We start from the raw sequence: 12,516 nt of genomic DNA, 5'->3' as shown, positions 1-12,516 counted from the left end.
TTTCGTATTCCGGAGACAGGACTGATTAGAAGTCCATGCCGCCCATGCCGCCGCCCGGCATTGCCGGCATCGGAGCGTCCTTCTTCGGAAGCTCGGCGATCATGGCTTCGGTGGTGATCAGCAGCGAAGCAACCGAAGCTGCGTTCTGCAGAGCCGTACGAACAACCTTGACCGGGTCGACGATGCCGAGCTGGATCAGGTCGCCATATTCACCGGTCTGGGCGTTGTAGCCGTAGTTGTCTTCGTTCTTCTCGAGGATCTTGCCGACTACGATGGAAGCTTCGTCACCTGCGTTGTCTGCAATCTGGCGAACCAGAGCCTGCAGGGCGCGGCGGATGATGTTGATACCGGCTTCCTGGTCGTCGTTTTCACCCTTTGCGGTGATCTTCGTGGAGGAACGCAGCAGGGCAACGCCGCCGCCCGGTACGATGCCTTCCTGAACGGCAGCGCGCGTCGCGTTGAGAGCGTCGTCGATGCGGTCCTTCTTTTCCTTCACTTCAACTTCCGTCGAACCGCCGACGCGGATAACGGCAACGCCGCCAGCGAGCTTGGCAAGACGTTCCTGCAGCTTTTCGCGGTCGTAGTCGGAGGTGGTTTCTTCGATCTGGGCCTTGATCTGGGCAACACGACCTTCGATGTCGGACTTCTGGCCGGCGCCGTCAACGATCGTGGTGTTTTCCTTGGAGATCGAAACCTTCTTCGACTTGCCGAGCATGTCGAGGGTAACGTTTTCGAGCTTGATGCCGAGGTCTTCGGAAATGACGGTACCACCGGTCAGGATGGCGATGTCTTCCAGCATGGCCTTGCGGCGGTCGCCGAAGCCGGGAGCCTTGACGGCAGCGATCTTGAGGCCGCCACGCAGCTTGTTGACGACGAGCGTTGCAAGGGCTTCACCTTCAACGTCTTCAGCGATGATGACGAGCGGCTTGCCGGTCTGAACGACGGCTTCGAGAACCGGCAGCATGGCCTGAAGGTTCGAGAGCTTCTTTTCGTGCAGGAGGATGTAAGCGTCTTCGAGGTCCGCAACCATCTTTTCCGGGTTGGTCACGAAGTAGGGCGACAGGTAGCCGCGGTCGAACTGCATGCCTTCGACGACTTCGAGTTCGGTTTCAGCGGTCTTGGCTTCTTCAACGGTGATGACGCCTTCGTTGCCGACCTTCTGCATTGCTTCAGCAATGTCGAGACCGATCTGACGCTCGCCGTTTGCAGAGATCGTGCCAACCTGCGCAACTTCTTCAGACGTGTTGATCTTCTTGGCCTTGGCCTGAAGGTCCTTGACGACTTCAGCAACGGCCAGATCGATACCGCGCTTCAGGTCCATCGGGTTCATGCCGGCAGCAACTGCCTTGGAACCTTCGCGAACGATGGCCTGGGCCAGAACGGTCGCGGTGGTGGTGCCGTCACCGGCGATGTCGTTGGTCTTGGAGGCAACTTCGCGAACGAGCTGTGCGCCCATGTTCTCGAACTTGTCTTCCAGTTCGATTTCCTTGGCGACGGAAACGCCGTCCTTGGTGATGCGCGGAGCGCCGAAGGACTTGTCGATAACGACGTTACGACCCTTCGGGCCGAGGGTTACCTTCACTGCATCAGCAAGAACGTCGACGCCCTTGAGCATCTTTTCGCGTGCTGTGCGGCCGAATTTTACTTCTTTGGCTGCCATTTTCAAAACTCCTGGTTTCGAATGGCCGGACCGGGTCCGGCTTGAAATTTAAGGAAACGATGGGTCGACTGAAATCAGCCGATAATGCCCATGATGTCGGCTTCCTTCATGATCAGAAGGTCTTCGCCGTTGAGCTTGACTTCGGTGCCCGACCACTTGCCGAACAGAACGCGATCGCCAACCTTGACGTCGAGAGCGACGACCTTGCCGGCCTCGTCACGTGCGCCGGAACCGACGGCGACGATTTCGCCTTCCTGCGGCTTTTCCTTGGCGGTGTCGGGAATGATGATGCCGCCCTTGGTCTTTTCTTCGGACTCAACGCGACGAACGACGACGCGATCGTGAAGCGGGCGGAAATTGGTGCTTGTCATTGTCTAATCCCTCGATCAAATGACTGCGCGAGCTTTTGGAACTCGCCTGATGGGTGTTAGCACTCTCCTTTATCGAGTGCCAGCGGAACCGAGATAAGGAGGGCTTCTGCCGGAGTCAAGAACGCCCTGTCTGAAAAATTTCATGGCTTATGGTTATCAGCGTTCCATGACAGAAATTTCCCATGCGCGGACGGGCGCGGCGACGTCGTTCTTTTTGCCCGTTGCGGCCGCATCGCATCTAAGGGGCATTTGTGTTCATGCTGCGTCAGGCGGGCCAAAGACCGGTCTGGCGGCGCTTTTTTCCTTGCCATCGGCGTCCCGCTTTGCGATGTGACGCTCACCTTCTTCTCGCATCCGGAAAGCATCTCATGGCCCATCGCATTCTCACTCTCGGCGAAATTACGGCTGGGTTCGACGTTATTCTTTCGGATGTATGGGGCGTGCTGCACAATGGCGTCAGCGCTTTTCCGGATGCGGCGGTTGCGCTGCGGGAAGCGCGCGAGGCCGGCAAGACGGTGGTGCTCATCACCAATTCACCGCGCCCCGCTCCCGGCGTCATCGCCCAGCTTCGCGTTCTCGGCGTGCCGGATGAGGCCTATGACCGCATCATCACCTCCGGTGACGTCACCCGCGGCCTGATTGCGGAAGGCCCGAAAAAAGTATTCCTGCTCGGCCCGGAACGCGATCTGCCGCTGCTGGACGGTCTCGATGTCGAGCGCGTCGACGAGGCGGAAGCGCAGTCCGTGGTCTGCACCGGCTTTTTCGATGACGAGACGGAAACGCCCGAGGACTATACCGAAATGCTCAAGGGCTTCATTGCCCGCAACGTGCCGATGATCTGCGCCAATCCCGATCTGGTAGTGGAGCGCGGCGAGCGCATCATTCCATGCGCCGGCGCCATGGCCGCATACTATGAACAGCTCGGCGGCGAGGTCCGCATTGCCGGCAAGCCGCATGCGCCGATCTATGAGGCCTGCCTTGCGGCGGCCAAAGAAGTGCGCGGCGCCTTCGCCAAGGATCGCGTGCTCGCCATCGGCGACGGCATGCCGACGGATGTGAAGGGCGCGATTGCGAGCGGTCTCAACCTTCTTTATATCAGCGGCGGAATTCACGCCGCCGAATATACGCTGAACGGCCAGACGGACGAGGCGCTTCTCAACGCCTATCTCAAGGGGCAGGGTGCTGCTCCCGGCTGGTGGATGCCCCGTCTCGCCTGAGGACATCTTGCCTCAAGGAATAGCTGGCGCAGGAATGGATCGATTGCCATGACCGTTTTTCACCGCAATGAAAAAAAGGAACCGCTGCCGGAAGCTCTTCGCGGCGGCGTCATCGCCATCGGCAATTTCGACGGCGTGCATCGCGGCCACCGGGCTGTGCTGGATCGTGCCCTGGAGCTGGCGGACGCCCGTGGCGTTCCCGCGCTGGTGCTGACCTTCGAGCCGCATCCCCGTTCCGTCTTCCGTCCCGATACGCCGGTTTTTCGCCTCACGCCCGCGCCACTCAAGGCGCGCATCCTTGAGGCCATCGGTTTCCGCTCCGTCATCGAATATCCCTTCGACCGGGAATTTTCGCAGCGCTCGGCGGAAGAATTCGTCCAGTCCATTCTGGTCGATTGGCTCCACGCCAGCGCTGTCGTCACCGGCTTCGATTTCCATTTCGGCAAGGGCCGCGAAGGCGGCCCGGCATTTCTGATGGAGGCCGGCAAACGCCATGGCTTCGACGTGACGCTGGTGGATGCCTTCCGCGACGAGGGTGCGGATGTCGTCTCTTCCAGCCGGATTCGCTCGCTTCTATGCGAAGGCGATGTGGCGGGCGCCGCAGGCCTGCTCGGTTATCGCTTCACGGTGGAAAGCGAAGTCATCGGCGGCCAGAAGCTCGGCCGCACGCTGGGTTATCCCACCGCCAACATGGCGCTGGCGCCGGAAACGGAACTGAAAGCGGGCATCTATGCCGTGCGGTTCCGCCGCCCGGACGGTTCGATCCGCGATGGCGTGGCAAGCTTCGGTTACCGCCCGACCGTCACCGAAAACGGTGCGGCGCTGCTCGAAACATTCGTCTTCGATTTTTCCGGCGATCTTTATGGCGAGGTCTGTTCGGTCTCCTTCTTCGGGCACCTGCGCGACGAGCTGAAATTCGACGGTCTCGATCCGCTCGTCGCCCAGATCAGGCGCGATGAAGAAGAGGCGAGGGCGATGTTATCGGGCGTGCGTCCGCTCAGCGAACTGGACGCCAGGATCGCGTTCTGACCGGGTAAGGCCGGTCAGCCCCTGTTCCGGTCGATATTGCCGTCGCTTTTCTCTTCCTTTTTGCCGGAAAACCGCATAAACAACCGGCCATGTCCCAATACCGGTTGATGTTCAAAACTCAGATTGGCCGAATTATTGGCCCGGCCTTCCGCCCGCTCTGACGAGCCGGAAGGTCCGGGATTTTGGCGCTTGTCATGACTTTGGTCATGGCGCTTTCCGTATTTGCCCTCTTTGAAATTGAGACGGCGCGACCGACACGGCGCGCAACAACGGTACGATTATGAGCGACACCGCAGAAAAACTGGATTACTCCTCTACCCTCTATCTGCCGCAGACGGATTTTCCGATGCGCGCCGGCCTGCCGCAGAAGGAACCGGAAACGGTGAAACGCTGGCAGGAAATGGGCCTCTACAAACGCCTGCGCGCCTCCGCCGCCGGCCGCGAAAAATTCGTCCTGCATGACGGCCCGCCCTATGCCAACGGCAATATCCACATCGGCCATGCGCTGAACAAGATCCTCAAGGACGTCATCACCCGCTCGTTCCAGATGCGCGGTTACGACGCCAATTACGTGCCGGGCTGGGATTGCCACGGTCTGCCGATCGAATGGAAGATCGAGGAAGCCTATCGCGCCAAAGGCAAGAACAAGGACGAAGTTCCGGTCAACGAATTCCGCCAGGAGTGCCGTGAGTTTGCGGCCGGCTGGATCAAGGTCCAGTCCGAGGAGTTCAAACGCCTCGGCATCGAGGGGGATTTTGAAAACCCCTATACGACGATGAACTTCCACGCCGAAGCCCGCATCGCCGGCGAACTTTTGAAGATCGCCAAGAGCGGCCAGCTCTACCGCGGTTCCAAGCCGATCATGTGGTCGGTTGTCGAGCGCACGGCGCTGGCGGAAGCGGAAGTCGAATATCATGACGTCGAGAGTGACACGATCTGGGTGAAGTTCCCGGTCGTTGAAGGTTCTGCTGCGCTTGAAGGCGCCTCCATCGTCATCTGGACGACCACGCCGTGGACGATCCCCGGCAACCGCGCCATCTCGTTTTCGTCACGCATCGCCTATGGCCTTTATGAGGTCACGGCGGCGGCGAATGATTTCGGGCCGCAGCCGGGTGAAAAACTCGTCTTCGCAGACAAGCTGGCAGCGGAATGCTTTGCCAAGGCAAAGCTCGAATTTACACGCCTGCGCGACGTGAAGGCGGAAGAGCTCGCGGCTGTCAGCTGCGCCCACCCGCTGGCATCGCTGGGTTACACCTTCCCTGTTCCGGTGCTCGATGGCGATCACGTCACCGACGATGCCGGTACCGGCTTTGTGCATACTGCTCCAGGCCATGGTCGCGAAGACTTTGACGCGTGGATGGCGCAGGCGCGCGATCTGGAAGCGCGCGGCATCTCCTCCAAGATCCCCTTCACGGTCGGCGATGACGGTTTCTACACCGAAGACGCCCCCGGTTTCGGCCCGTCGGCCGAAGGCGGTGCTGCTCGTGTCATGGATGATAACGGCAAGAAGGGCGATGCCAATGACCGCGTCATCAAGGCGCTGATCGCGGAAAACAACCTGTTTGCCCGCGGCCGCCTGAAGCACAGCTACCCGCATAGCTGGCGCTCCAAGAAGCCGGTCATCTTCCGCAACACGCCGCAATGGTTCGTCTATATGGACAAGGAACTGGGCGACGGCACGACCCTGCGCTCGCGTTCGCTTTCCGCCATCGACCAGACCCGTTTCGTTCCGGCCTCCGGCCAGAACCGTCTGCGCGCCATGATCGAAGGCCGCCCGGACTGGGTCTTGTCGCGCCAGCGCAGCTGGGGCGTGCCGATCGCCGTCTTCGCCGACGACAAGGGCGAGGTTCTGGTCGACGAGGCGGTCAATGCCCGCATCCTCGAGGCTTTCGAGGCCGAAGGTGCTGACGCCTGGTTCGCCGAAGGCGCCAAGGAACGCTTCCTCGGCAATGATCACGACCACACCAAGTGGCAGCAGGTCATGGACATCCTCGACGTCTGGTTCGACAGCGGCTGCACCCACACCTTCACGCTGGAAGACCGCCCGGACTTGAAGTGGCCGGCGGATGTCTATCTCGAAGGCTCCGACCAGCATCGCGGCTGGTTCCATTCGTCGCTGCTTGAAAGCTGCGCGACGCGCGGCCGTGCGCCTTACAATGCCGTTGTCACCCACGGTTTCACCATGGACGAGCAGGGCCGCAAGCAGTCGAAGTCGCTCGGCAACGTGGTCGCTCCTCAGGAAGTCATGAGCCAGTCGGGTGCCGACATCCTGCGCCTGTGGGTGATGACGACGGATTACTGGGAAGACCAGCGCCTCGGCAAGGCCATCATCCAGACCAATGTCGATGCCTATCGCAAGCTGCGCAACACCATCCGCTGGATGCTCGGCACGCTCGCCCATTACAAGGGCGAGGAGATCGCCTATGACGATCTGCCGGAGCTGGAAAAGCTGGTGCTGCACCGCCTGTCCGAACTGGATGGCGTTGTCCGTGAAGGTTATGACGGCTTCGAGTTCAAGAAGATCACCCGCGCGCTGATCGACTTTGCCAATGTCGAACTTTCCGCCTTCTATTTCGACGTCCGCAAGGACACGCTGTATTGCGACGCGCCGTCGTCGCTGAAGCGCCGCGCGGCCCTGTCGGTCATCGCCAAGCTGTTCGATTGCCTGGTGACGTGGCTTGCCCCCATGCTGCCCTTCACCACGGAAGAAGCGTGGCTGTCGCGTTACCCGGATGCGGAGTCGGTGCATCTCGCCCAGTTCCCGGAAATCCCGGCAAACTGGAAGAACGATGCGCTGGAAGCGAAGTGGGAGAAAATCCGCAAGGTCCGTACCGTCGTGACGGGCGCGCTTGAAGTCGAGCGCCGTGAAAAGCGCATCGGCTCCTCGCTGGAGGCGGCACCTGTCGTCCACATCGCCGACGCCGATCTGCTGGCCGCGCTGAAGGATCAGGACTTCGCCGAAATCTGCATCACCTCGGCCATCACGGTTGTGGGTGACGAAGGCCCGGCCGATGGCTTCCGCCTGCCGGAAGTGCCGAAGGTTGTGGTCGAGCAGAAGCTCGCGGAAGGTGAAAAATGCGCGCGTTCGTGGCGCATCACCACCGATGTCGGGTCCGATCCGGATTATCCTGACGTTTCTGCCCGCGATGCAGCGGCCCTGCGTGAGCTTGCTGCACTCTCGTAACGAAAATGACCGGATGAATTGCGCTTTGCCTCTTCATCCGGTACACCTGCCTGAAAATGGCCGGATTTGCAGGGCAATGCGGGCTGCCGCCTGCCGAAAGACGATGTCTGGCGAAGTGGGACGGACGGCTGGAAGGGTTTCAATGAAGACGATGCAGGGTAATGCGCAGGGTTTGGGCATGTTTCGCACGGTTGTTGGCATCACGACGATAGGCGTGTTGCTTGGCGCGTGCACGAGCCCGACCTACGGCACGGGCAAGACGGCAGCGGAACAGCTTGTCGACGATCTTGGCAACGCGACCTCGATCACCGGCAATGACCAGGAAAAGCGTAACCTGAAATACAGCCCCCGCCCGGGCCTCGTCGTTCCTGCTCAGGCCCGTGCCGAACAGTTGGCCACGCCGCAGCAGAACATGGCGAGCCGCGAAAACAATCCGCAATGGGTCGAATCACCGGAAGAAACCCGCGAACGCCTGCGCGAAGAGGCGGATGCGAACAAGAACAACCCGCATTATCGCTCGCCGCTGCTTGCAGGCAACGGCACCGCCGGCCAGATGACCGAAACCCAGAAATGGGAAGCCTTCCGCAAGGCCAAGGCGGAAGCCCAGGGCGGCTCCGTCGTTAACGCCCAGCGCAGGTTCCTCACCGATCCGCCGGCTGAATACCGCAGCGTTCCGCAGGATCAGCTGACCGATCTCGGCGAACCGGAGCTGAAGAAGGAAAAGCGCCGCAAGAAAGAAGCGGCCGTGGCAAATACCGGCAAGAGCTGGTGGAACCCCTTCCAGTAATAACGAATGGCTGATGGCCTGCGGGAAAGCTTGCGTCTCCCGCCGGTCGCTCAATCGTCGAGACGTTTCTCGCGAAAAAATTGCCGCAGGATTTCCGCACTTTCGCTTTCCGCCAGTCCCGAATAGACATCCGGCGCATGGTGGCATGTCGGCTGGCTGAAGAAACGCACGCCACTCTCCACTGCGCCGCCCTTCGGGTCTCGCGCGCCGTAATAGAGTCGGCGGATACGGGCAAATGAAATTGCCGCCGCACACATGGTGCAGGGCTCCAGTGTCACGTAGAGATCGGCGCCAGGCAGGCGTTCCTGCTCCAGCGCCTCGCAGGCCATGCGGATCACGGCGATTTCGGCGTGAGCCGTCACATCGTTCAATTCACGGGTGCGGTTGCCGGAACTGGCGATGACGCGGCCGTCCATAACCAGTACCGCGCCGATCGGAACCTCCTGCCGCTTAGCCGCGGCACGGGCTTCCGAAAGCGCCAGCTCCATGAAATGCGTCCTTTCGGCCATTGCGTTTCAATTTCCTCTTAACCCTTGTGCTTGGACCTGATAGGACAGCCCAAACAACAGGCAAACAGCAAATGACTTTTAAAGACAAGCCGAAGCGTGACGGCGGCAAGACATTTAGCCGCGACAGGAAGCCGAAAGGGCCCGGCAAGCCCGCCCCAGAGCGCGAAAAGAAACCGACCGAGGCGAAGGCCGCCCCGGTGCCGGAAACCGTTGGCGCTTCCAAGCCCGAGCGCATTTCCAAGATCATGGCGCGCGCCGGTGTGGCCTCGCGCCGCGATGTCGAGCGCATGATCATGGAAGGCCGCGTGTCGCTGAACGGCGTCAAGCTGGATACGCCGGTGGTGAACGCCACGCTGTCCGACAAGATCGAAGTCGACGGCATGCCGATTCGCGGCGCCGAGCGCACGCGCCTGTGGCTTTACCACAAGCCCGCCGGTCTGGTGACGACCAATTCCGACCCGGAAGGCCGCCCGACCGTTTTCGACAATCTGCCCGGTGAACTGCCGCGCGTTCTGTCCATCGGCCGTCTCGATATCAATACCGAAGGCCTGCTGCTGCTCACCAACGATGGCGGACTTTCCCGCGTGCTGGAACTGCCGACCACCGGCTGGCTGCGCCGCTACCGCGTGCGCGCCCATGGCGAGGTCGATCAGGCCGCACTCGACAAGCTGAAGGAAGGCATTGCCGTCGATGGCGTGCTCTACGGCGCAATCGACGCCACGCTCGACCGCACCCAGGGCCACAATGTCTGGATCAGCATGGGCCTGCGTGAAGGCAAGAACCGCGAAATCAAGAACGTGCTCGGCGCGCTCGGTCTCGAGGTCAACCGGCTGATCCGCGTTTCCTACGGTCCGTTCCAGCTCGGCGATCTCGCTGAAGGCAAGGTGCTTGAAGTGCGCGGCCGTATGCTGCGCGACCAGCTCGGCCCGCGTCTGATCGAACAGGCTGGCGCCAATTTCGACGCGCCGATTTACAATGCGCCCGTTGAGGATGAAGAAGACGACGCGCCGAAGCGGCCCGTGAAATCCGAATGGGCAAAGAGCGATGCGCCGGAAGGCAAGCCGCGCTTCGAAAAGAGCGGCAAGTCCGAGGATCGTCGTGAAAAGGCGCTCGGCCGTCTCGACACCAAGCGCGGCGACAAGCCGGCCGGCAAGTTCGGCTCCAAGCCCGCCGGGAAATTTGGCGCAAAGGGCCGCGGCGAGGATGAAGGCGACGACCGCCGCCCACGCCAGGCCGCCGGCACCAGCCGCACGGCCAATGTCTGGATGGCGCCCGGTGCAAGGCCCACCCGTGACGGCAAGGAGCGCAAGTCTTCCGCCCGCGCGGAAGCCGAAAACCTCTTCAAGAAGCCTTCCGCCCAGGATGAAGCGCGACGTAACGTCGTGCGGCATGCGGATGCCGAGGGCGAGTGGATCCGCTCAGATTCCCCCCGCGAAGAAGAAGGTGGTCGCGGACGCGGCGACCGTCCGCGTGGCGAAAAGAGCTTTGGTGATCGTGGTGGGCGCGGCGGAAAGCCGTTCGGCGACCGGCCATTCCGCGACAGGCCGCGTGAAGAGGGTGATCGTCCGCGCGGTGAAAAGAGCTTCGGCGACCGCCCGGCACGCGGCGGCAAACCTTTCGGCGACCGTCCGTTCCGTGACAAGCCGCGCGAAGAGGGTGACCGCCCGCGCAGCGACCGCCCACGTGGCGAAAAACCTTTCGGTGACCGTCCGTTCCGCGACAGGCCCCGTGAAGACGGTGACCGCCCACGCGGCGAGCGCCCGGCGGGAGACAAGCCCCGTGGCGGCAAGCCGGCCGGTAAATCCGGATTCGGCAAGCCATCGTTCGGAAAATCGGGCGAACGTGGTGAACGTTCGGGTTTCTCAGGCAAAAGCAAAGGCCCCGGTGGTCCCGGCGGCGGCAAGCCGGGCGGCAAAGGCCCGGGTGGCAAACCTTCTGGAGGCAGGGGAATGACACGTAATGCGGATCGTAGGCGGTGAGTTCCGCGGCCGGAGTTTGGCCGCGCCGAAATCGAATTCCATTCGTCCGACCATCGACAGGACGCGGGAAAGCCTCTTCAATATTCTAAGCCATGCCTATCCGGAAAGTCTGGATGGCACGCGCGTTCTGGACGTTTTTGCCGGAACCGGTGCGGTCGGTCTGGAGGCGCTTTCGCGCGGCTGTCGCGTGGCGCTCTTCGTCGAAAACGGCGTGGAGGGCAGGGGGCTGCTCTGGGAAAATATCGATGCGCTGGGTCTGCATGGCCGCGCCCGCATTTTGCGGCGTGACGCTACCAAGCTCGGCGGCGTCAACAATATCGAGCCCTTCGATCTTCTCTTCGCCGATCCGCCCTATGGCTATGGCCATGGCGAGAAGGCTTTCGCGGCCGCCCATGGCGGCGGCTGGCTGAACCCCGGCGCCCTCGCCATTCTCGAAGAGCGCGGCGATGTGACGGTCAAGGTCGATCCGGTTTTCAAGCCGCTCGAAAGCCGCATCTTCGGCGATACGAAAATGCATTTCTACCGTTACGAGCCTTAAAGCATTTCCAGCAAAAGTGGAGCCCGGTTTTCCGTCCGGAAATGCGACAGAACAAAGAGTTAGAGTGTTTTCGCGATTCTAAGAAAAGCGAAAATGCTCTAACAGGAGCGTTTCCCGTCACGCCACGGTCTTGTCTTGTTTGCGCAATAGGCAGAGTCTTTGCCGTGGAAAGAATTTGGGTATTCGCATGGAGCAGGGTGTAAACGAGAGCATAACGATTGTCCGCGCCGGGGAAGAGGTTCTCGAAGGCGACGGCTCGAGTGGCCAAGAGCCGACTTTCGGACTGGCGCTCGGCGGCGGCGGCGCACGCGGCATCTGCCACATCAATGTCATCGAGGCGCTGGACGAACTCGGCATCCGGCCCGTTGCGATTTCCGGTTCCTCCATCGGCTCCATCATCGGCGCAGGCATGGCGGCCGGCATGACCGGCCGGGAAATCCGCGAATACACGCTTGAACTGATGGGACGAAAGGGCTCCGTCGCCAACCGGCTCTGGAGCCTCGGCCCGGCATCGATGCGCCATGCGGTGGACGGTTTTCGCCTCGGGCAGTTCAACCTCGAACTCATCCTGCACGCCCTGATGCCGCAGGCTCTGCCGAAGGATTTTTCCGAGCTTGCCATTCCGCTCAAAGTGATAACCACGGATTATTACGCCCAGACTGAAGTGGTGGTGGAACGCGGCGAGATCATCCAGGCGCTGGCCGCATCTGCCGCCATTCCCGCATTGTTCATGCCGGTGCGTATCGATGGCCGCATCATGATCGACGGCGGCATTTTTAATCCGGTGCCCTATGAGCATCTGCTGGACCGCGCCGATATCGTCATCGGCGTCGATGTGGTTGGCGGCCCGGAAGGTGACGGAACCACCATGCCGAACCGGCTGGACAGCCTGTTCGGCGCCAGCCAGCTGATGATGCAGGCGGCGATTGCCCTGAAACTGAGGCTACGCCCGCCGCATATTTTCCTGCGCCCGCCGGTGCACCGTTTCGGTGTGCTGGATTTCCTGAAGTCCGAAGAGGTGCTGAACGCATCGGCTAGCATCAAGGACGATCTGAAGCGGCAGATCGACATGCAGGTGGAACTGTTTCACCGCGGGCAGGGTGTGGAGGCGTGACGAGTGAGGCGAGTTTTCTTCTCCCCGAGGGGGAGAAGATGGCCCGAAGGGTCAGATGAGGGGGTAACGTTGCCGGATTTCGGAGAGCGTGCCCCCTTGTAACTTGATTTCGCCGCGCTGTGCTATTG

10 protein-coding genes are annotated in these 12,516 nt (G+C 61.4%); 7 read left to right on the top strand and 3 right to left on the bottom strand.

The window, feature by feature from the left end:
* Positions 1 to 25: 25 nt before the first annotated feature.
* Positions 26 to 1,660: a chaperonin GroEL gene (gene groL, locus ACQZ40_RS24495; protein WP_063947704.1), complete on the bottom strand. Its 1,635-nt coding sequence runs from the start codon at positions 1,658 to 1,660 to the stop codon at positions 26 to 28.
* 74 nt (positions 1,661 to 1,734) lie between these two features.
* Positions 1,735 to 2,031, bottom strand: a complete 297-nt coding sequence (gene groES / locus ACQZ40_RS24490; protein WP_004440196.1) for a co-chaperone GroES — start codon at positions 2,029 to 2,031, stop codon at positions 1,735 to 1,737.
* 368 nt (positions 2,032 to 2,399) lie between these two features.
* On the opposite strand from groES, the gene ACQZ40_RS24485 reads away from it, so the two are divergent.
* The 4 genes from ACQZ40_RS24485 (at position 2,400) to ACQZ40_RS24470 (ending at position 8,248) form a co-directional block, all read left to right on the top strand.
* A complete protein-coding gene (locus ACQZ40_RS24485) occupies positions 2,400 to 3,248 on the top strand; it encodes a TIGR01459 family HAD-type hydrolase (protein ID WP_125144757.1) in 849 nt (282 codons plus the stop codon).
* A gap of 48 nt (positions 3,249 to 3,296) precedes the next feature.
* Positions 3,297 to 4,277, top strand: a complete 981-nt coding sequence (locus ACQZ40_RS24480; protein WP_078051201.1) for a bifunctional riboflavin kinase/FAD synthetase — start codon at positions 3,297 to 3,299, stop codon at positions 4,275 to 4,277.
* A 280-nt stretch (positions 4,278 to 4,557) separates the two neighbouring features.
* Positions 4,558 to 7,461 carry an isoleucine--tRNA ligase gene (gene ileS / locus ACQZ40_RS24475; RefSeq protein ID WP_448748814.1) on the top strand — a complete coding sequence of 968 codons (2,904 nt, stop codon included), beginning with the start codon at positions 4,558 to 4,560 and terminating at the stop codon, positions 7,459 to 7,461.
* A gap of 142 nt (positions 7,462 to 7,603) precedes the next feature.
* A complete protein-coding gene (locus ACQZ40_RS24470; RefSeq protein WP_065654364.1) occupies positions 7,604 to 8,248 on the top strand; it encodes a hypothetical protein in 645 nt (214 codons plus the stop codon).
* Positions 8,249 to 8,298: 50 nt separating this feature from the next.
* Here ACQZ40_RS24470 and ACQZ40_RS24465 read toward each other — a convergent pair whose 3' ends face one another.
* Positions 8,299 to 8,757, bottom strand: coding sequence for a nucleoside deaminase (locus tag ACQZ40_RS24465; protein WP_003522940.1), 459 nt, complete (start codon positions 8,755 to 8,757; stop codon positions 8,299 to 8,301).
* A gap of 71 nt (positions 8,758 to 8,828) precedes the next feature.
* Here ACQZ40_RS24465 and ACQZ40_RS24460 point away from each other — a divergent pair, with 71 nt between their 5' ends.
* The 3 genes from ACQZ40_RS24460 to ACQZ40_RS24450 all read left to right on the top strand — a co-directional run bounded on the left by ACQZ40_RS24460 (position 8,829) and on the right by ACQZ40_RS24450 (position 12,388).
* Positions 8,829 to 10,736: a pseudouridine synthase gene (locus ACQZ40_RS24460; protein WP_448748813.1), complete on the top strand. Its 1,908-nt coding sequence runs from the start codon at positions 8,829 to 8,831 to the stop codon at positions 10,734 to 10,736.
* Positions 10,717 to 11,274, top strand: a complete 558-nt coding sequence (gene rsmD, locus ACQZ40_RS24455) for a 16S rRNA (guanine(966)-N(2))-methyltransferase RsmD (protein ID WP_035259743.1) — start codon at positions 10,717 to 10,719, stop codon at positions 11,272 to 11,274. The genes ACQZ40_RS24460 and rsmD overlap by 20 nt, the downstream gene beginning before the upstream one ends.
* Positions 11,275 to 11,461: 187 nt before the next feature.
* Positions 11,462 to 12,388, top strand: coding sequence for a patatin-like phospholipase family protein (locus ACQZ40_RS24450; protein ID WP_448748812.1), 927 nt, complete (start codon positions 11,462 to 11,464; stop codon positions 12,386 to 12,388).
* Positions 12,389 to 12,516 lie beyond the last annotated feature (128 nt).

The organism is Agrobacterium sp. 16-172Ci, from assembly GCF_053522725.1.
The sequence above is the reverse complement of the archived record's forward strand: the minus strand, read 5'-3'. Positions and strand labels throughout refer to the sequence as shown.

Excerpts from the sequence above, each read along its gene's own strand:
- groL (WP_063947704.1), bottom strand. The coding sequence starts at position 1,660 with ATGGCAGCCAAAGAAGTAAAATTCGGCCGCACAGCACGCGAAAAGATG.
- groES (WP_004440196.1), bottom strand. The coding sequence starts at position 2,031 with ATGACAAGCACCAATTTCCGCCCGCTTCACGATCGCGTCGTCGTTCGT.
- ACQZ40_RS24485 (WP_125144757.1), top strand. The coding sequence starts at position 2,400 with ATGGCCCATCGCATTCTCACTCTCGGCGAAATTACGGCTGGGTTCGAC.
- ACQZ40_RS24480 (WP_078051201.1), top strand. The coding sequence starts at position 3,297 with ATGACCGTTTTTCACCGCAATGAAAAAAAGGAACCGCTGCCGGAAGCT.
- ileS (WP_448748814.1), top strand. The coding sequence starts at position 4,558 with ATGAGCGACACCGCAGAAAAACTGGATTACTCCTCTACCCTCTATCTG.
- ACQZ40_RS24470 (WP_065654364.1), top strand. The coding sequence starts at position 7,604 with ATGAAGACGATGCAGGGTAATGCGCAGGGTTTGGGCATGTTTCGCACG.
- ACQZ40_RS24465 (WP_003522940.1), bottom strand. The coding sequence starts at position 8,757 with ATGGCCGAAAGGACGCATTTCATGGAGCTGGCGCTTTCGGAAGCCCGT.
- ACQZ40_RS24460 (WP_448748813.1), top strand. The coding sequence starts at position 8,829 with ATGACTTTTAAAGACAAGCCGAAGCGTGACGGCGGCAAGACATTTAGC.
- rsmD (WP_035259743.1), top strand. The coding sequence starts at position 10,717 with ATGCGGATCGTAGGCGGTGAGTTCCGCGGCCGGAGTTTGGCCGCGCCG.
- ACQZ40_RS24450 (WP_448748812.1), top strand. The coding sequence starts at position 11,462 with ATGGAGCAGGGTGTAAACGAGAGCATAACGATTGTCCGCGCCGGGGAA.